Here is an 18745-nt window from a genome sequence, read left to right as displayed (position 1 = left end):
GGACAGCCCTGTGACAAACTGTGCAAGTTGCCGGCGCGGTCCTACGTAGAATCCGCCCTTCATGCAAGCCTCCGCCCCCCAGGGAGCCCCCGCGACGGACACCGCCGCGGCTCCCGCATCCGCCCCCCCTTCCCTGTTCGCGCGCCTGCGGCGCATGTCCTCGTACTTCGGGGGGCAGCGCCTCGCCTGGTCGCTGGCGGTGCTGGCCACCGTGGTGGCCGCGGTGACCGAGCCGCTGATCCCCGCGCTGCTCAAGCCTTTGCTGGACCAGGGCTTCACGGAAGGCTCGCTCAAGCTCTGGCTGGTGCCGGTGGCCGTCATGGGGGTGTTTTTCGTGCGCGGGCTGGCGCAGTTCGGCGGGCAATACGCCCTGGCCCGCATCGCCAACGAAGGCATGCTGAAGCTGCGCGAGACACTGTTCGAGCGCCTGCTGTCGGCGGAGATGGCGCTGTTTTCCCGCCAGTCGGCGAGCACGCTGTCGAACACGGTGGTGTACGAAGTGCAGAACGGCGCCACGCAGCTGGTGCAGGCGCTGCTGGGCATTTCGCGCGACGGCTTCACGCTGGTCGCGCTGCTGGTGTACCTGCTCTACCTGAACTGGCAGCTGACGCTCATCGTCGCGTTCCTGGTGCCCGGCGTGGCATGGATCATGAAGACGCTGTCGCGCCGCCTCTACCAGATCACCAAGAGCAGCCAGGAAGCGACGGACCAGCTCGCCTACGTGGTGGAGGAAAACGTGCTGGCCCACCGCATGGTGCGGCTGCACAGCGCGCAGCCCGCGCAGGCGCGCCGCTTCGGGGTGCTCAGCCAGAGCCTGCGACGCCTGGCGATCAAGGCCACGATCGCCTCGGCCGCGATGACCCCGCTGACGCAATTGCTGGCCGCGGCGGCGCTGTCGGCGGTGATCTGCGTGGCGCTCTGGCAGAGCCACATCGGGCAGACGCGGGAAGTGACCGTGGGCGGCTTCGCGGCCTTCATGGCGGCGATGCTGATGCTGATCGCGCCCATCCGCCGGCTGGCGGACGTGGCCAACCCGCTGACGCGCGGCGTCGCCGCGCTGGAGCGCGGCCTGGTGCTGCTGGAGAGCGCGCCGGCCGAGTCGGGCGGCCGGCACGCGCCGAAGGAGCGTGCGCAGGGCGCGCTGGAACTCGAGGGCGTGACGGTGGCCTTCGGGGCCGAGCTGGCGCCCGCGCTGGACCGGCTGCACCTGTCGGTACGGCCCGGCGAGGTCGTCGCGCTGGTGGGCCCCTCGGGTGCCGGCAAGACCACGCTGGTCAACCTGCTGCCGCGCTTCCTGCAGCCCACCGAGGGCCGCGTGCTGCTCGACGGCCGGCCTCTGGAGGAATGGAACCTGTCCGCGCTGCGCTCGCAGTTCGCCATGGTGAGCCAGGACGTGGTGATGTTCAACGACACCGTGGCGGCCAACGTGGCGCTGGGCGCGGACGTGGACGAGGCGCGCGTGCAGGCCTGCCTGGAAGCAGCCAACCTGTCGGCGCACGTGGCGTCGATGCCACAGGGCATGCACACGCTGGTGGGCCACAACGCCGTACAGCTCTCCGGTGGCCAGCGCCAGCGCCTGGCGATCGCGCGGGCGCTCTACAAGGATGCGCCGATCCTGATCCTGGACGAGGCCACCTCGGCCCTCGACACCGAATCCGAGCGGCTGGTGCAGGACGCCCTGCAGCGGCTCATGCGCGGGCGCACCACGCTGGTGATCGCGCACCGCCTCTCCACCATCGAGCATGCCGACCGGGTGGTGGTGATGGAGCGCGGCCGCATCGTGGAACAGGGCACGGATGCCGAACTGCAGGCGCGCGGCGGCCTGTATGCGCGCCTGAAGGGCTCCGCCCTCGCGGGCGGCTGAGGGACGGCCGCTACCCGCTACCCGGTCACCATTTGCCGCGGTTGGGCTGGCGGCGGCGGATGGCCTCCGCGACGAGGTCCACCATGTCCTGGCGCGCCGCGCGCCGGGCGAAGTCCGCGGCGGTGAGGCCGAGCTGGTTCTTGATGGTGGGGTCCGCGCCCTGCTCCACCAGGAAGCGCGCCACGTCGGCCCGGCCATAGCTCACGGCCATCATGAGCGGCGTGGTGCCGTTGGGAGACTCGGCGTCGATGTAGGCGCTCTGGTCGATGAGCAGGCGGGTGATTTCCAGCTGCTGGTCGGTGGTGCCGGAAGCGGCGTAGTGCAGCGGGGTCCAGCCGGTCTTGTTGACGTCGCCATCCTTGGCGATGAGCGCGCGGACCGCGGCGACCTGCCCGCGCAGGCAGGCGATCATGAGCGGGCTCTCGTCCTTGGAGTTGCGCGTTTCCACCTTGATGCCGGGCGCGGCCATGAGCGCGTCGAACGCTTTCATCGAGCCCTGCTGCAGGGCCAGCGTGAGGCCGACGTCGCCCTTGGGGTTGCGCGTGTTGGGATCGAACCCGCGCCGCACGAGCGCGGTGATGTCGTCGCCCTGGTCGCGCACGATGGCGGTGAAGAAATCGTCATAGGCGCCGGCGTGCGCGCAGGCAGCGCACAGGCCCGCGCCGGCCAGCGCCGCGGCGGAGACGAACAGGCGCCGCGACAGGGGGCGAAGCTGCGTCATGGAGCATCCTTTCAGAAAAAGAGCGTGTCGAAATTCCGGCTCGTGGCCTCGCCCACGGCTTCAGCCTGCATGCCCCGGAGCGCCGCGATCTGCTGCGCCACGAAGGGCACGTAGGACGGGTTGTTGGTTTTGCCCCGGTAGGGCACGGGCGCGAGGTAAGGGCTGTCGGTCTCGATGAGCATGCGGTCGAGCGGCACGAAGGCCGCCACGTCGCGCAGCGACTGGGCATTCTTGAAGGTGAGGATGCCCGAGAACGAGATGTAGTAGCCGAGGTCCAGCGCCGCGCGTGCCACCTCGGCCGTCTCGGTGAAGCAGTGGAAGACGCCCCCCGCACGTTTGCCCGCGCCGTCCTCGCCCTCCTCCCGCAGGATGGCGAGGGTGTCGTCGGACGCGCTGCGGGTGTGGATGACCAGCGGCTTGCCGCAGGCCCGTGCGGCGCGGATGTGGGTGCGGAAGCGCTCGCGCTGCCATTCCAGGTCGGCGATGCTGCGGCCGCCCTTGCGGTCTTCCATGCCGTAGTAGTCCAGCCCGGTCTCGCCGATGGCGATGACCCGGGGCAGCGCGGCGCGGTCCAGCAGGTCCTGCACCGACGGTTCGGTAACGCCCTCGTTGTCGGGATGCACGCCCACCGTGCTCCAGAAGTTGTCGTGGGCGAGCGCGAGCGCATGCACGTCGCCGAATTCCTCCATGGTGGTGCAGATGCACAGCGCGCGGGTGACGCGCGCCTCGTCCATGGCCTGGCGGATGGCGGGCAGTTGCGCGGACAGTTCGGGAAAGCTCAGGTGGCAATGCGAATCGGTGAACATGGCTGCAGGAATGTTAGGCGGCGCGGGACGCCACGGCCGTAGGAGAACGGCGGAACGGCCGGGTTCCGGCCTGCGGAACGGATCGCCTTCCTCCCGGAATGGCGGAGCCGGCACGGGGCCGCGCCGGCCCATACGGCGTCAAGACTCAGGGCCGAGCGGACGCGGCGGACCGGCTCAGATGGTCTGCGTTGGCCGATCGGAGGACAGGGTCGAGCCCAGGATCTCTTCGATGCGGGCCTTGAGCAGGCGGGACTTGTCGTCCTTGGGAAACTGGATGCCGATGCCCTGCGTCCGGTTGCCGGCGGCGCGCGCCGGCGTGACCCAGGCCACGCGGCCGGCCACGGGATAGCGCTGGGTGTCCTCCGGCAGCGTGAGCAACACGTACACATCGTCGCCCAGGCGGTATTCGCGCTGGGTCGGAACGAAGATGCCGCCTTCGGAGAAGAACGGGATGTACGCCGCGTAGAGTGCCGCCTTTTCCTTGATGGCCAGCTGCATGACGCTGGGACGGGGGGCGCTGGGAGGGGTACTCATGTGGGGACGGGCCGGTCGTTCAATGGCGGGAGTTTAGGGCGTTTCGCGCCTGGGCAACAAGCGACTCCAGCATCAATCCCGGATTGAAGGGATGGTCCGCGGTGCGGGCCTCCTTCGCGAGCGCGCGGGCCCAGCGGGTGAGCGGGCCGACGCCGGGCGGCGAAGGCAGGTCGGCCTCGGCGAAGTAGCGGGGTGCGGCGCCCACGCGCCGGGCGAGCAGGTCGTGGCAGAGCTTCTGCAGGGCGTCCACGGCGTCGGCGGGCGACAGGTCCGACAGCGCCGTTGCGTCGCCGCGGGCCACGGCGCGCGGAATCTGCGACCAGGCCTGGGGGCTGCGCCCTCCCCGGGCGAAGGCCAGGGCGTCCTCGGGCCGGCCTCCGGCCGCCCGCAGCAGGGATGCCGCGGCATCGGCCGCGACGCCCTGCCCCGCGAGCCAGGCCAGCGACTCTTCCTCGCCGGGCCACTGCATCGTGTGGCCCAGGCAGCGGCTGCGGATGGTGGGCAGCAACTGGTGCGCGGCCTCGCTCGCCAGCACGAAGCGCACGTCGCCCACGGGCTCCTCCAGCGTCTTGAGCAGGGCGTTGGCGGTGACGGTGTTCATCTGCTCGGCCGGATAGACGAGCACGGCCTTGCCCCGTCCGCGCGCGGAAGTGCGCTGCGCGAACTGCACCGCGTCGCGCATCGCCTCGACGCGGATCTCGCGGCTGGCCTTGCGCTTCTTGTCGTCGATCTCGGCCTGCGCCTTCTCGGGCAGCGGCCATCCGCGCTCGATCATCTCCGTCTCGGGCATGAGCACGCAGAGGTCGGCATGGGTGCGCACGTCGATGGCATGGCAGCTGCCGCAGTGCCCGCATGCGCCGTCTTCGGCAGGCGCTTCGCACAGCCAGGCACGCACCAGTTCGAGCGCGAGCGTGTACTGCCCCAGCCCGGAGGGGCCGCTGAGCAGCCAGGCATGGCCGCGCTGGGCCAGGAGCCTGCGGCGCTGGGCAGCGATCCAGGGAGACACGGCGGCCGCGCTCATCCGCCCTCCTGCGCCGCATCCAGCACGCCACGCCGGTGGAGGATTTCCATGAGCTGCGCACGCACCGCCTCGCGCGGCTGGTCGGCATCGAGCCGCGCGAAGCGACCGGGGTCGGCCGCCGCCCGGTCGGCATAGCCCTGCGCCACGCGGCGGAAGAACTCCACGGGCTGCGCCTCGAACCGGTCCGGCGCGCGCGCGCCTTCGAGCCGCGCTGCGGCCACGTCCGGTGCCAGGTCGAACCAGAGTGTCAGGTGGGGATGGAGGACGGCATCCGTGCCTTCCTGCAGGCCCGACTGGGTGATGCGCTCGAGCTGGGCGAGCACGGCCCGGTCGAAGCCCCGCCCCGCGCCCTGGTAGGCGAACGTGGCGTCGGTGAAGCGGTCGCACAGCACGACCTCGCCGCGCACGAGCGCAGGCGCGATCACCGAGCGCAGGTGGTCGCGGCGGCCGGCGAAGACGACCAGCGACTCGGTGAGCGCGTCCATGGCCTCGTTCAGCAGCAGCGAGCGCAGGGTCTCGGCCAGGGGCGTTCCCCCGGGCTCGCGGGTCACGGTGACCGTGCGGCCCTCGCGGCGCAGCGCCTCGGCCACGGCCTCGATGTGGGAGGACTTTCCCGCCCCGTCGATGCCCTCGAATGTGATGAACCAACCCCGTCGCTGCATGGAAGAAAGACCTTTGTGGTGCGTGCGCTGCCGGTGCGGTTTACTGCCCCTGCGGCGCCGGCTGGCCGCGCTGGTAGCGGTTCACCGCGCGGTTGTGTTCGTCGAGCGTGGGGCTGAAGTGGCTGGTGCCGTCGCCCCGCGCCACGAAATAGAGGGCCTGCGTGCGCTCGGGCTGCACGGCGGCGATGAGCGAAGCCTTGCCCGGCATCGAAATGGGTGTGGGCGGCAGGCCGGCACGTGTGTAGGTGTTCCAGGGCGTATCGGCCAGCAGGTCGCGGCGGCGCAGGTTGCCGTCGAACTTTTCGCCCATGCCGTAGATGACCGTGGGATCGGTCTGCAGCAGCATGCCCGCCTTCAGCCGGTTGACGAAGACGCCGGCGATCTGGCCGCGGTCGGAGGCGCGGCCGGTTTCCTTCTCGACGATGCTCGCGAGGATGAGGGCCTCGTCGGCGCTCTTGAGCGGCAGGTCGGCGGAGCGCTGCGCCCATGCGGCTTCCAGCCTGCGATCCATGGCGCGCAGGGCCCGCCGCATCACCGCGAGATCGCTCGTACCCTTGGCGAAGGTGTAGGTGTCAGGGAAGAAGCGCCCCTCCGGCGGCACCCCGGGGCGGCCCAGGCGCTCCATGATGGCGGCGTCGGCCAGGCCCTGGGTGTCGTGGCGCAGCGCTTCGTCGCGGTCCAGCGCGGCGCGGAACTGGCGGAAGGTCCAGCCCTCCACGAGCGTGACGGCGCGCAGTGCCTCCTCGCCGCGCACGAGTTTCTGCAGCAGGCCGAAGGGGGTGGTGCCCGGCGGGATCTCATAGTTGCCGGCCTTGATCAGCCGGTCCTTGCCCGACAGGCGGAACCAGGCATAGAGAAGGCGCGGATCGGTATCCACGCCGGCCTGCACGGCGGCCACGGCGACACCGCGCGGCGTGGTGCCGGGCTCGATCTCGAGCTCCAGCACGCCGGGGGTGCCCCCGGCCGTGGCGGCGCCCGCGGCCGCTCGCTGCGGCAGCGGATGGTGGAGCCACCAGAAACCCAGGCCGGCCGCCGCGAAGGCCACCAGTACGATGAAAAGGAAGAAACGGCGCACGGACCGGAATGCAGAGAGGGGAAAGAGCCGGGCATGATAATTCACCCATGACGTCCCCCCTGAATGGCCTGGCCCCCCTCAACGGGCTCGGCGTGATCCGCGTGCAAGGAGAAGACGCCGCGCAATTCCTCCACGGCCAGCTCACGCAGGACTTTCTGCTGCTGCCGCCCGGGCAGGCGCGGCTGGCGGCCTTCCTCTCGGCCAAGGGCCGCATGCAGGCCAGCTTCATCGGCTGGCGCGTGGGCGATGCCGAGGTCCTGCTGGTCTGCAGCCGCGACGTGCTCGCCCCGGTGCTCAAGCGCCTGTCGATGTTCGTGCTGCGCGCCAAGGCACGGCTCACCGATGCCACGGCCGACTTCGCGCTCTGGGGCCTGGCCGGCGATGCCGTCGCCGCGGTGGCGGGCGAGGCCCTGCCGCCCTGGAGCCGGCAGGACACCCCCCAGGGCACCGTGGTGCACCTCTATCCCGGCGCCGGGCAGGCGCGCGCCCTGCTGGCGCAACCCACGGGCCAGCCTGCCCCGTCCGGCCCGGCCCTGGCGCCCGGCCTCTGGGAGTGGGGCGAAGTGCAGAGTGGCGTGGCCACGCTGACGGCGCCGCTGGTCGAATTGTTCGTGCCGCAGATGCTCAACTACGAATCGGTGGGCGGCGTGAATTTCAAGAAGGGCTGCTACCCCGGCCAGGAGGTGGTGGCGCGCAGCCAGTTCCGCGGCACGCTCAAGCGCCGCACCTACCTGGCGCATGCCCCCGAGGCGATCACTGTGGGCGCCGAGGTGTTCGCCGCCAGCGATGCCGAGCAGCCCTGCGGCACGGTGGTCCAGGCCGCCGCGGCACCGGGCGGCGGCTTCGATGCGCTGGTGGCCCTGCAGGTGGCCTCCACCGGCGAGGCGCTGCGCGTGGGCGGCCCGGAAGGCGTGCCCCTCGCCCTGGGCGACCTGCCCTACGCGCTGCTCGACGATATTTGACGCTGCCCTGATCTTCCGGCTGCCTGAGCGGGCGCCTTGCGAAAGATGTCCGATACCGCAACGGCCTTTCCCGTCAGAGGGCCGCGGAGCGGGCCACGCCAGCGGACGCCGTGGAACGGGCTCCGCCCGGCCACCGGCGTCGTCCCCCTTCCCGCGCGCCAGCGCGAGAGAAGGGGGAAGCGGCGTCAGCCGCTCAGGGGGATGTCACCAGCGAGATGCTCATGTTCACATGGGGAAGGCCCGCCTCTTCATAGCGCTCGCCTTCCACCTCGAAGCCTGCACGGCGGTAGAAGTTCTCGGCGGTGCATTGCGCGTGCAGCGTGACCCGCCTGTCGCCCCGCGCCCGCGCGGCCTCGACCAGCGCATCCAGCACCGCCCTGCCCCACCGCTGCCCGCGCACCGCGCGGTCCACGGCCATGCGGCCGATGCGTGCCTCGCCCGGCGCCGGCTGCAGCAGCCGGCCGGTGGCCACGGGCAGCCCGATACGGTTGTAGGCGACGATGTGCACCGCTTCCGCATCGAGCGCGTCGGCCTCCAGTGCCGGATCGATGCCCTGCTCTTCGACGAACACGGCCATGCGCAGCCGCAGCGCGTCGGCCCCCAGCGTGGCCCAGTCGCCCATGCGCAGCTCCACCACCTCGTGGCCGGCTTCGTGTGCCTCGATGAGCGCGCGCAGCGCGGCGGGGACGGGCCGCGAGGTCTGCGTGGCCGGATCAGCGAACACATAGACCAGCTCGCCCGACACCAGCAGGCGGTCGCCCACGAAGATGCCGGCCTCGAAGCGCAGCGAGCTGTTGCCGATGCGCGCGCAGCGCAGGCCCACGTCGAGCATGTCGTCCAGCCGCGCGGAGCCGTGGTATTCGAGCGTGGCTTTCTTCACGTACAACTCGCCGCCGAGCGCGCGCATGCCTTCCTCGTAGGGCATGGCCAGGGCCCGCCAGTAGGCGGACATGGCGGTGTCGATGTACATGAGGTAGTGGCCGTTGAAGACGATCTTCTGCATGTCCACCTCTGCCCAGCGCACGCGCAGGCGTTCGGTACACGGGAAATCAGCGCGTCGCATCGGAGGTCTCCTCGTCCAGGGGTCCGGGCAGGCCGAAGGCCGCGCGCAGGGCGGCAGCAGCATGGCCGTGGGCGGTGCGCGCCTCGGGGATGGCGCGCCCCATCTTGATGAATTCGTGGGTGACGCCGCGATAGATCTCCAGGTCCACGGCGACGCCCGCGGCACGCAGCCTGTCGGCGTAGGCAATCCCCTCGTCCACGAGCGGATCGCATTCGGCCAGGCCGACCCATGCGGGCGCCACGCCGTCCACATCGGGAGCATGCAGCGGAGCGAAGCGCCAGTCGTCGCGCTGGGCGTGGGTCACATAGTGGCTGAAGAACCAGGTGATGGCCGGCTCCTCCAGCACGAACCCGTGCGCGTACAGCGCGTGCGAGGGCGTGTCCTGGTGCGCGGCGCAACCCGGGTAGATCAGCAGTTGCAACGCCAGCGGCAGGCCCGCATCGCGCGCCTGCAGGGCTGCCACGGCGGCCAGCGTGCCACCCGCGCTGTCGCCACCCACCGCGATGCGCGAGGGGTCGGCGCCGATGCCGCGACCCTCAGCGGCCAGCCAGGCCAGGGCATCCCAGGTGTCCTCCACCGCCGCGGGGAACCGGTGCTCCGGCGCGAGCCGGTAGCCCAGCGACACGACCATGCAGCCGGCACGGCGCGCCAGCTCGCGGCACAGCGTGTCGTGCGTGTCGATGCTGCCCACGGTGAAGCCGCCGCCATGCAGGTAGAGCAGCACCGGCAATGCACCGCCCTCCGCGTGCGGCGCGTACAGGCGTGCCGGCAGCGCATGGCCGTCGCGCGCCGGGATGCGCAGCGGCTCCACGCGCGGCAGCGCAGGCTTGGGAATCTCGAGCACGCCCGCGCCCAGTTCATAGGCGGCACGGGCCTCCTGCACGGACAGGGTTTCCAGCGGCGGACGGCGCGCGCGGTGCATGCGGTCGATCACGCTGCGCATCTGCGGCGTGAGGCGGTGCGCGCGGGGGGTGGATATCGGAGGCGGCGAAAGAGGTGGAGCGGTCACGGGAATCACGGATCGGGGACAGACAGGGAACACGCACTGCGGCGCATCGCCGATCATCCCCGAAACCGGTGCCGCCTGCAGTGCCCTGCGCGACCGGGGCGCAGGACGCAGCCGCGGCCATAGCTTCTTACCTGAAACGCACTTCCACGGGCGCGGCCCCCGGCAGTCCGGCGAACGTGGCCGTCACCGCAAGGCCCGGCCGCGGCGGCAGCAATGCGGAGAACGAGCCCAGGCTGACAAGGTCGCCCGGCTTCAGCGCGGCGTCTTCCTTCTGCAGCGCACCGGCCAGCCACACCACGGCCTGCAGCGGATGCCCCAGGATGTCGCTGCCGCGGCCGCCGCCGAGCCTGGCGCCCGTGCCGTCGGTGAGCGTGACCGTCATCGCGGCCAGGGCATCGAGCATCGCGTAGCGCTCGGCCCGCAGCGCCGGCACGGCGATAGGCGTGCCGGCCACGCCCAGGCGCGCACCCACGTTGATCGCAGCCACGCCCGCCCCGTCGAGCTGGGGCGGCACCTGCACCAGCAGGTCGGGCAGTTCGATGAAGGGAATCACCTGGTCGATGGCGTCCAGTACCTCCAGCGGCGTGCGCGCGTGGTTGACGGCTGTGCTCTTCACGCGAACCAGCATGTCGGCTTCATAGAGCGGCCGTGCACCGAAGGCAGCATCCACGGTGCTGCCGGAGGGTAGCACCATGCCCGGATAGAGGCGGCCCCACACGGGCTGGTCCGTACGGAAGCGCTGCTGTACCGCCGGGTTGGTGAGGCCGGCCTTGTAGCCGACGGGCCGGCCCAGGCGCTGCTCCAGCAGCGCATTGAACTTGCCGCGGGTGCAGGCGGCATCGGCGGCGTCCATGGGCGGCGGATTGGCCGCGGGCGTGCGGGCCATGTAGTGCGCCGCGAGATCGGCCACCTGCGCATCGTCCAGGCACGCGGCCCGCGCTCCTGTAACGCAGGCGACGGCGGCCAGCGCCGCGATGAGGGTTTGCTGCAGGGCCATGGAAAGCTCCGGGGTTGTAGATTGGCGTGATCAGACCACCAATACGCCAGGGCGCGCATCCTGGCAACCCCCATCACCACCATGGCCCTCATCCACTACATCACCCAGATCCAGATCGAATTCGGCGCAGTGCGGCTGCTCGCCCAGGAATGCGTGCGCGCGGGCATCACGCGCCCGCTCGTGGTCACCGATCCCGGCGTCAAGGCCGCCGGCGTGCTGCAGCCTGCGCTGGACGCGCTCGCCGGCCTGCCGGTGGCGGTGTTCGACCAGACGCCCGCCAACCCCACCGAAGCCGCCGTGCGCGCGGCCGTGGAGATCTACCGCGCCCATGGCTGCGACGGCCTGATCGCCGTCGGCGGCGGCTCGGCCATCGACTGCGCCAAGGGCATCGCCATCGCCGCCACGCACGACGGGCCGCTCACGCACTACGCGACCATCGAAGGCGGCTCGCCCCGGATCACGGAGCGGGTGGCGCCCCTGATCGCCGTGCCCACCACGGCAGGCACGGGCAGCGAGGTGGCGCGCGGCGCCATCCTGATCGTGGACGACCACCGCAAGCTCGGCTTCCACTCCTGGCACCTGGTGCCCAAGGCCGCCATCTGCGACCCGGCCCTGACACTGGGCCTGCCGCCCCACCTGACCGCCGCCACCGGCATGGACGCGATCGCGCACTGCATGGAAACCTTCATGTCCTCCGCCTTCAACCCGCCGGCCGACGGCATCGCGCTCGACGGCCTGGCCCGCGGCTGGGCCCACATCGAGCGCGCCACGCGCGACGGGCAGGACCGCGACGCACGGCTGCACATGATGAGCGCGAGCATGCAGGGCGCCATGGCCTTCCAGAAGGGCCTGGGCTGCGTGCATTCGCTCAGCCACAGCCTGGGCGGCATCAACCCGCGCCTGCACCACGGCACCCTGAATGCGGTCTTCCTGCCCGCGGTGGTGCGCTTCAATGCGCAGGACGAGGCCGTGCGCCGCGACCGCCGGCTGGAGCGCATGGCCCAGGCCATGGGCCTGGCCAGCGCGGACGACATTCCCGATGCGATCCGCGACATGAGCGCGCGCCTGGGACTGCCGACCGGGCTGGCCGCGATGGGGGTCGGAGAAGATGTGTGGGACGGCGTGATCCGCGGCGCCATGGCCGACCACTGCCACAAGACCAATCCGCGCGAGGCCAGCGTGGACGACTACCGGGCCATGCTGGAAGCGTCGATGTAGCCGAAGCAGTCCTGGTGGAACCCGGCCTACAGCGGCTCCACGGCATCCGGGGGACAGCCCCGGGCGAGCCATTGCGCGAACTCGTCGGCCAGCTGGCGGCTGGCCGCCACCGCAGCGCTCCAGGCGCGCGCCCGGGCGGCCGTGTCGGTCCCATAGCGCAGGAAGTCCTGGCGGTCGGGCAGCTTGCCTTCGGGCAGGGCTTCGCGCACCCAGGCAGGATCGGGCGAGAGCAGCACCACGGCGTCCAGCGCCCGTGTGGGGCGGTGCCGCCAGCGCAGCCCCTTGTCGAGCCATCCCGGCACCACCTGCTGCTGGAAGTGCGGGTACAGCACCAGGCCCGCGCCGCCGCCCCGGCGGGCCGGCCCGTGGCCTGCATAGCGCAGGTGCAGGTGGTAGTCGGTGATGCCGCCATCCCAGTACGCCCCCCGCGGCGCGCCGGGAATGTCGTGGACGGCCTGCAGGACGAACGGGATCGAACAGCTCGCCTGCAGGGCCGGCAGGAAATTGCCGCCATCCAGCGCCACCTGGCGCGTGGGATAGTCGCGCGCTTCGAACGGCAACGGGGCCGGGGCGCCGCCCCCTCCGGGCGACGAGAACACCACCCGCTCCAGCCACAGGCCCAGCGCACGCCGGTGCAGGGCATTTGCCGCGAAGGCGCCCAGATAGCCCAGGGGCGTCGCCACGCGGTGCTCCCGCGCGAGCAGATGCCGCCCACGGGACGCCACGATGTGCAGCCGGTAGCGCGGGTGCGAGAGCACCTCGTCCACGCGCCCGCCGCAGAAGGCCTGCAGGTTCTGGACGAACCGCTCGCTCACATGCGCCGGATCGGGCCGCTTGCGGCCCCGCGGAAGGTCGTAGGCCTGGTGGATATAGGCCTGCTCCAGCCGCTCGAACGCCTCCACGGGCCTCCCGAGGCAGGCCGTGGCCATGCGCCAGGCGCCGATCGACGCGCCGACCAGGTGGACGGGCTGCGTGCCCTGCGCGAGCCAGTCGCCGAAAAGGAAACGATCCATCGGCCCCAGCACCAGCCCCTTGGGGCCTCCGGCCGCTGCGGGCACCACCGCCACATCCGCGGGCGACAACCCCTCCCGCGCGATGTGCCGCAGCGCCGCCGGGCCGGCGTGGATGCGCAGCGCACGCACGGAAGCGGACCGCGATGCCGTCACACCAGGTAGGCGCCCGCATCCACGGGCGCCGTCCAGTCGATCGGGTCCTGCTGCAGCACCATGTCGATATCCAGGCCCAGCGGCAGGCCGACTTCCGCCGGAAAGGACACGGCCAGCTCCTTGTCCCCCCAGCCGGCTTCGCGGGCCCAGGCACGCCAGGCGGCCAGGTGCAGCACGCCGGCCAGCGGTTCATAGACGCTGTTCTCGAAGGGTGCGTGCTGGTACTGCAAGGCATCCACCACCACCTGCGGCAGCTGCCAGCGCCGCGCCATTGCCGCGCTCACGGCGCCGAAGCCGTAGCCCAGCAGGCGGTGCTCCAGGACCGCGCGGCGGGGATCGAAGGTTCCGACCACGGAATCCACCGATGCCAGCCGTTCCGGATGACCCAGGTGGATGAGCAATTCGCCCAGCCCGTGCAGCAGGCCGGCCGTGTAGCCCGCCATGGGGTTGTGCCGGACCACGCCGGCGAGCGAGCGCGCCATCTTGGCCGTGTGGAGGCTGTAGCGCCAGAACTGCTGCAGGTTCACGCCCGGCACAGAGCGGGACGTGGTGCCCGGCGGGGCGGAGCCCACCAGCGCACGCACCTGGGGGATGCCGACCAGCGCCAGCGCTTCCGGCACGCCGCAGACCGCGCGCGGCACTTCGAACTCCGGTCCATTGGCCAGTTCGAGCAGGCGTGCGGCGAGCGCCGGATCGGTGCCGAAGATCTGCGTCAGCCGCCGCAGGCTCGGCTCGGCGCGCGACAGCTCGGCCATCAGCAGCGCCACCGCGCGCGGATGGCTCGGCAGCGCCACGGGGATTTCCAGCAGGGCGTTGAGTTCCATGGCGTGGGTGCGGGGCGGTCGCCCCATTATCCACGCCTGAAAACGTTTCTTACCGTTTGTGACTCTGCAGCTTCGCGAAGGCCGACGCCATGGCCGACTGGGGAGCCGGGTCGGCCGCGCGGCGCGCGGGCTGGGCATAGCCGCGGCCGGCGCCCTCGAAGCGGTTCTCGCGCGGGCCGCGGCCATCCTGGTCGCGGCGCGCCGGTGCGGCATCGAGCTTCATGGTCAGGCTGATGCGCTTGCGCACCGGGTCCACCTCGAGCACCTTCACCTTCACGATGTCGCCGGTCTTCACGATCTCGCGCGCGTCCTGCACGAACTTGTGGCTGAGCTGGCTCACGTGGACCAGGCCGTCCTGGTGCACGCCCAGGTCCACGAAAGCGCCGAACTGCGCGACGTTGCTCACGGTGCCCTCGAGCACCATGCCCTCCTTCAGGTCGGCGATGTCCTCCACGCCGTCGTTGAAGCGCGCCACCTTGAAGTCCGGGCGCGGGTCGCGGCCGGGCTTTTCGAGTTCGGCGAGGATGTCCCGGACCGTGATCACGCCGAACTTCTCGTTGGCGAACAGCTCGGGCTTGAGCTGCTTGAGCATGTCGGCGCGGCCCATGATTTCGTTCACCGGCTTGGCCGTGTGCGCGAGGATGCGCTCCACCACCGGATAGGTCTCCGGGTGGACGCCCGTCATGTCCAGCGGGTTGTCGCCGCCGCGGATGCGCAAAAAGCCGGCAGACTGCTCGAACGTCTTCGCGCCCAGGCCCGCCACTTCCATGAGCTGGCGCCGGCTGCGGAAGGCGCCGTTGGCCTCGCGCCAGCGCACCACGGCCTTGGCCACGCTGCCCGACAGGCCCGATACGCGCGAGAGCAGCGGCGCGCTCGCGGTGTTCAGGTCCACACCCACGGAGTTCACGCAATCCTCGACGACCGCGTCCAGCGTGCGCGCCAGTTCGCTCTGGTTCACGTCGTGCTGGTACTGGCCCACGCCGATGCTCTTCGGGTCGATTTTCACCAGCTCGGCCAGCGGGTCCTGCAGCCGGCGGGCGATGCTCGCCGCGCCGCGCAGGCTCACGTCCACGTCCGGCATTTCCTGGCTGGCGTACTCGCTGGCGGAATAGACGGAGGCACCCGCCTCGCTCACCACCACCTTCTCGAAACCGAGGTCGGCCTTGGCCACCAGCTTGAGCAGGTCCGCCGCCAGCTTGTCGGTCTCGCGGCTCGCGGTGCCGTTGCCGATGGCCACCAGTTGCACGCCGTGTTTCTGCACGAGGCGCGCCAGCGTGTGCAGAGAGCCCTCCCAGTCGCGGCGTGGCTCGTGCGGATAGACCGTGGCCGTCTCCACCAGCTTGCCGGTGGCATCCACCACCGCCACCTTCACGCCGGTGCGGATGCCCGGGTCCAGGCCCATCACCGCCCGCGGGCCCGCGGGCGCGGCCAGCAGCAGGTCGCGCAGGTTGTCAGAGAAGACCTTGATCGCCACCTTCTCGGCCTCCTCGCGCAGGCGCGAGAACAGGTCGCGCTCCGTGGACAGGCTGAGCTTCACGCGCCAGGTCCAGGCCACGCACTTGCGGATCAGGTCGTCGGCCGGCCGGCCCGCGTGGCTCCAGCCCAGGTGCAGCGCGATGCGGCCCTCGGCAATGCTCGGCTTGCCGGGCTCGGGTTCCACGGGCAGCACGAGCTTGGCCTCCAGGATCTCCAGCGCCCGCCCGCGGAACACGGCCAGCGCGCGGTGCGACGGCACGCGGCCGATGGGTTCGTCGTAGTCGAAATAGTCGCGGAACTTCGCCACCTCCGGGTCGGCCTCGTTCTTCGACTCCACTTTCTTGCTGCGCAGCAGGCCTTCGGTCCAGAGCCATTCCCGCATCGATTGCACCAGGGCGGCATCTTCGGCCCAGCGCTCGGAAAGGATGTCGCGCACGCCGTCCAGCACCGCACCCACGGTGGAGAAATCGGCGCCCGGCTTGCCGTCGTCCAGCACTTCGGGCGGGCGCAGGAAGGCCTGCGCCTCCACGGCCGGGTCGAGCGTCGGGTCCGCGAACAGGCGGTCGGCCAGCGGCTCGATGCCGAACTCCTTCGCGATCTGCCCCTTGGTCCGGCGCTTCTGCTTGTAGGGAAGGTAGATGTCTTCCAGCTCCTGCTTGGTGGGCGCGGCGGCGATGGCGGCCCGCAGCGCATCGGTCAGCTTGCCCTGCTCGTCGATGGCCTTGAGCACCGCGGCGCGGCGGTCCTCCAGCTCGCGCAGGTAGGCGAGCCGCGCCTCCAGTTCGCGCAGTTGAACGTCGTCCAGGCCGCCCGTGGCCTCCTTGCGGTAGCGCGCGATGAAGGGCACCGTGGCCCCGCCGTCCAGCAGATCCACGGCCGCACGGACCTGCTGTTCCCCCACCCTGATTTCCGTGGCCAGTTGCCGGATGATCTGCTGCATATCCCTTGCGAACGAACGATGAAAACTCGAAGCGGGCGAGTGTGCCATAGCGGCCGGAGGAGCACGCCGGGTCGCCTCCTCGCACCCGAAGTGCACAACAATTCGTGACAATACGACCGCGCAGTTGGCATGCGGCCGGACCGACAATGCGGCGCAACATTCAGCCGAGGCCCCCTGCCGCCGTCTTCCTGGAACATGCCTCTCGTTATCACCAGCCAGCCGCCAGGCCCGCGGTTTTCCATCGGTGCCGATGCTTCGATGCCCATCATCACCGTGACTGCGGAGCTGCAGGGCATTTCCATCCCGCCAGGTGCGACCCCCACGTACGAATGGAGCGCCACGCTGACCTTCAATGACGGCGTTCCGCCCACCAAGACTTTTTTTGGCGGAGGGCGATCGACCGAGCATCCGGTCATGCGGGCCCCGGCCGGGCACGCCAACACCTGGCGCATTCCGTTCTCGCATGTCCGGGGCGGTGTCCTCACGGTACACGTCATCGCCCGTGTGGGAGGTGCGACCCACGAGGCTACATTGGGCTCTCTGCTGATCGCAGGAACCAACCCCACTCCGACAGCCATCCGTGCCTTCGCCGACAGCATCGGCGCCACCAAAGTGCGCTTTCGCAAGCAGTTGCGGCAGGAAAGCTCGCTCCAGCAGTTTCGTCCTCCTGAACTCTGGCCCAAATACAGCAGTGACCGCTTGGGAGGTGTGGGGCTCGCGCAGATAACGCGCCCGGCACCCACTGCGGATCAGGTATGGAACTGGAAGGAAAATATCCGGGCGGGCTGGGCCCTCTACAAGGAGAAGGAGCGCAATGCTCGCGCCTATCCGGCCGCTGTGCGCCGCAGCGATGAGTTCCGGCATCTGGTGAATGCCTACAACCAGGCCCGGGCGAGACAAGGCCTCCCCCCTGTCCAGGTGACGTTGCCCGATTTCACGGAAGATCAACTCGAACTGGACACCATCCGCGGCTTCAATGGCTATGCAAACAAGCTGCATGAATACCGGGTCCGCACCGAAGCAGGCAAGTTGTTCGTCACCCTCGGCCCGGACGGAAAGCAGGGCTCGGCCGAGTGGGAGCGGGTTCCCACTGCAGAACGGGGAAGCAAAGGCGATCCGGCTTATGTGGAGCACGTCGAAGCTGCACAGGATTTCTGACCTGGAGTCCGCCATGCCCATCCCTCACCCATCGCACCTCTGCCGGCTTTCCTCGGCACTGGCAACCGCTGCCCTGGCTTTGCTCAGCGCCTGCTCCCGCAACGGCGACACTCCCCCGGCGCCACAGGCCGCGCCCCTTTCGCAGGCGGCGGCGCCCGCAAGCCAAGCTTCCGTATCGCAGGGCGTTCCGTCCCCCGAAGGCCCGGGCCTTCAGAGCCGGTCGAACCATCGTTACCTTTACGCGGTCTACTGCAATGGCTTGGTGGACCGCATCGATCTTGAACAGAGGAAGAAGGTCGCATCCTTCCAGCTCGCGGAGCGCAGCGGCACGCCGCCTGCGGTGGCCGCCGCGCCTTCACCGGGCGTACGGCCGGACAGTTGCCTCGCGCATCCTGTATCGCCCCAAAGTGCCAGCGACCTGGCGCAAGGGCGCGTGCACGTGGTCGCCACGGACCAGTTTTACCGCTCGGGCGACGAACCGAAAAAACGCTACCGGCTGCTGACATTTTCCCTGCCGGACTGGCACCTGGAGAAATCCTCCGATCTGGGTCTCTTCGACGTGCTGAACGGGACCCCGCCCCGCGTTGCAAACGACGGCAAGGGAGGCTGGGCAGCCGCACCACCGGGCAAGAGCAGCGACCTGCCGGCAGCGGATCTCGCCAGTTACCAGGGCATGGACAACGTCGCGTCGCCACAGGTCACGGAGTGGTCCGCGTCCACGGCCCTCGTCGAATTCGCCGACACGAAGGGCAAGCAACTTCCGCAGGCAGGCATGGCCGATACGGCAACGCGCCGCTTCACTCGCCTTGGCGAGTCTCCCAACGATGTCAGCGCCGAGGTGCGGCTCGCCCCCGGGGGACGCTTTGCCCTGCGCCAAATCGAGCGCATGGATGCCGGGCAGGTGGTGGGAACAGGCGAACTGCGCCTTTACGGGGCCGACGGCAAGATTGCAGCCACGTTCAACGACAAAAGCATCGCCGGTGTCTGGCACACCGTGGCCCTCACACCCCAGGGCCTGGCGGTCTATACCGACGGCGCTGGCAACTACCGCTTCGTGTCCCTCGAACGTGAATTCGGTCTGGAGCCGGTTGCCAATGACTGGACCGACGATCTCGATGGAACCCGGCCGGGCGTGGTGTATGGCGCCCGCTAGCTGTGATGTCTCAATAGGTTGTTCATCCAGGCCCGACCTGGGAAGCTGTGGTTACCAGGCCCCAGCAACTCAGGACAGGACACCGGATGAACAGTC

At 70.4% G+C, this 18745-nt stretch carries 17 protein-coding genes; 5 read left to right on the top strand and 12 right to left on the bottom strand.

Going from position 1 to position 18745, the window contains the following annotated elements:
* The first annotated feature begins 61 nt into the window (after positions 1-61).
* Positions 62-1864 (top strand): lipid A export permease/ATP-binding protein MsbA, encoded by a 1803-nt coding sequence (gene msbA, locus BLR99_RS20790; protein WP_011796464.1) that lies wholly within the window; start codon positions 62-64, stop codon positions 1862-1864.
* Between the two features lie 25 nt (positions 1865-1889).
* Here the strand turns inward: msbA and BLR99_RS20785 are convergent, their stop codons facing one another.
* The 6 genes from BLR99_RS20785 to mltG form a co-directional block, all read right to left on the bottom strand.
* The gene (locus BLR99_RS20785; RefSeq protein WP_011796465.1) at positions 1890-2585 is read right to left on the bottom strand and encodes an ankyrin repeat domain-containing protein; all 696 of its coding nucleotides are present in this window, start codon (positions 2583-2585) and stop codon (positions 1890-1892) included.
* A gap of 11 nt (positions 2586-2596) precedes the next feature.
* Entirely contained in the window at positions 2597-3391 is a 795-nt protein-coding gene (locus BLR99_RS20780) for a TatD family hydrolase (RefSeq protein WP_011796466.1), read from the bottom strand.
* A 174-nt stretch (positions 3392-3565) separates the two neighbouring features.
* Positions 3566-3925, bottom strand: coding sequence for a PilZ domain-containing protein (locus tag BLR99_RS20775; RefSeq protein WP_011796467.1), 360 nt, complete (start codon positions 3923-3925; stop codon positions 3566-3568).
* Between the two features lie 19 nt (positions 3926-3944).
* Entirely contained in the window at positions 3945-4946 is a 1002-nt protein-coding gene (locus tag BLR99_RS20770; protein WP_011796468.1) for a DNA polymerase III subunit delta', read from the bottom strand.
* Positions 4943-5608 carry a dTMP kinase gene (gene tmk, locus BLR99_RS20765; RefSeq protein WP_011796469.1) on the bottom strand — a complete coding sequence of 222 codons (666 nt, stop codon included), beginning with the start codon at positions 5606-5608 and terminating at the stop codon, positions 4943-4945. The genes BLR99_RS20770 and tmk overlap by 4 nt, the downstream gene beginning before the upstream one ends.
* Positions 5609-5648: 40 nt before the next feature.
* Positions 5649-6683 (bottom strand): endolytic transglycosylase MltG, encoded by a 1035-nt coding sequence (mltG, locus tag BLR99_RS20760; RefSeq protein ID WP_041827526.1) that lies wholly within the window; start codon positions 6681-6683, stop codon positions 5649-5651.
* A 47-nt stretch (positions 6684-6730) separates the two neighbouring features.
* On the opposite strand from mltG, the gene ygfZ reads away from it, so the two are divergent.
* Complete coding sequence (gene ygfZ / locus BLR99_RS20755; RefSeq protein WP_011796471.1) at positions 6731-7645, top strand: CAF17-like 4Fe-4S cluster assembly/insertion protein YgfZ; 915 nt, start codon at positions 6731-6733, stop codon at positions 7643-7645.
* Between the two features lie 193 nt (positions 7646-7838).
* On the opposite strand, the gene BLR99_RS20750 is transcribed toward ygfZ, so the two are convergent.
* The 3 genes from BLR99_RS20750 to BLR99_RS20740 all read right to left on the bottom strand — a co-directional run bounded on the left by BLR99_RS20750 (position 7839) and on the right by BLR99_RS20740 (position 10714).
* Positions 7839-8708: a YbgC/FadM family acyl-CoA thioesterase gene (locus tag BLR99_RS20750; protein WP_011796472.1), complete on the bottom strand. Its 870-nt coding sequence runs from the start codon at positions 8706-8708 to the stop codon at positions 7839-7841.
* The gene (locus BLR99_RS20745; RefSeq protein WP_041827527.1) at positions 8695-9651 is read right to left on the bottom strand and encodes an alpha/beta hydrolase; all 957 of its coding nucleotides are present in this window, start codon (positions 9649-9651) and stop codon (positions 8695-8697) included. The genes BLR99_RS20750 and BLR99_RS20745 overlap by 14 nt, the downstream gene beginning before the upstream one ends.
* 193 nt (positions 9652-9844) lie before the next feature.
* On the bottom strand, positions 9845-10714 hold the full coding sequence (locus BLR99_RS20740) for a 2-keto-4-pentenoate hydratase (protein WP_011796474.1): 870 nt from the start codon (positions 10712-10714) through the stop codon (positions 9845-9847).
* Between the two features lie 81 nt (positions 10715-10795).
* On the opposite strand from BLR99_RS20740, the gene gbd reads away from it, so the two are divergent.
* On the top strand, positions 10796-11932 hold the full coding sequence (gbd, locus tag BLR99_RS20735) for a 4-hydroxybutyrate dehydrogenase (RefSeq protein ID WP_011796475.1): 1137 nt from the start codon (positions 10796-10798) through the stop codon (positions 11930-11932).
* A 26-nt stretch (positions 11933-11958) separates the two neighbouring features.
* On the opposite strand, the gene BLR99_RS20730 is transcribed toward gbd, so the two are convergent.
* Genes BLR99_RS20730 through BLR99_RS20720 form a run of 3 tightly spaced genes read right to left on the bottom strand, consistent with a single transcriptional unit; the run spans position 11959 to position 16338 of the window.
* The gene (locus BLR99_RS20730) at positions 11959-13098 is read right to left on the bottom strand and encodes a patatin-like phospholipase family protein (RefSeq protein ID WP_017439428.1); all 1140 of its coding nucleotides are present in this window, start codon (positions 13096-13098) and stop codon (positions 11959-11961) included.
* Positions 13095-13922 carry an HDOD domain-containing protein gene (locus BLR99_RS20725; RefSeq protein ID WP_011796477.1) on the bottom strand — a complete coding sequence of 276 codons (828 nt, stop codon included), beginning with the start codon at positions 13920-13922 and terminating at the stop codon, positions 13095-13097. The genes BLR99_RS20730 and BLR99_RS20725 overlap by 4 nt, the downstream gene beginning before the upstream one ends.
* Before the next feature lie 49 nt (positions 13923-13971).
* Positions 13972-16338: a Tex family protein gene (locus BLR99_RS20720; RefSeq protein ID WP_011796478.1), complete on the bottom strand. Its 2367-nt coding sequence runs from the start codon at positions 16336-16338 to the stop codon at positions 13972-13974.
* A gap of 258 nt (positions 16339-16596) precedes the next feature.
* Between BLR99_RS20720 and BLR99_RS20715 the strand changes: the two genes are divergently transcribed.
* A complete protein-coding gene (locus BLR99_RS20715; RefSeq protein WP_017438830.1) occupies positions 16597-17496 on the top strand; it encodes a hypothetical protein in 900 nt (299 codons plus the stop codon).
* A gap of 13 nt (positions 17497-17509) precedes the next feature.
* A complete protein-coding gene (locus BLR99_RS20710) occupies positions 17510-18649 on the top strand; it encodes a LamG domain-containing protein (protein ID WP_011796480.1) in 1140 nt (379 codons plus the stop codon).
* Positions 18650-18745: the final 96 nt, after the last annotated feature.

The organism is Paracidovorax citrulli, assembly GCF_900100305.1.
GTDB classification, from domain to species: domain Bacteria; phylum Pseudomonadota; class Gammaproteobacteria; order Burkholderiales; family Burkholderiaceae_C; genus Paracidovorax; species Paracidovorax citrulli.
This window is presented reverse-complemented; position numbering and strand designations above follow the sequence as displayed.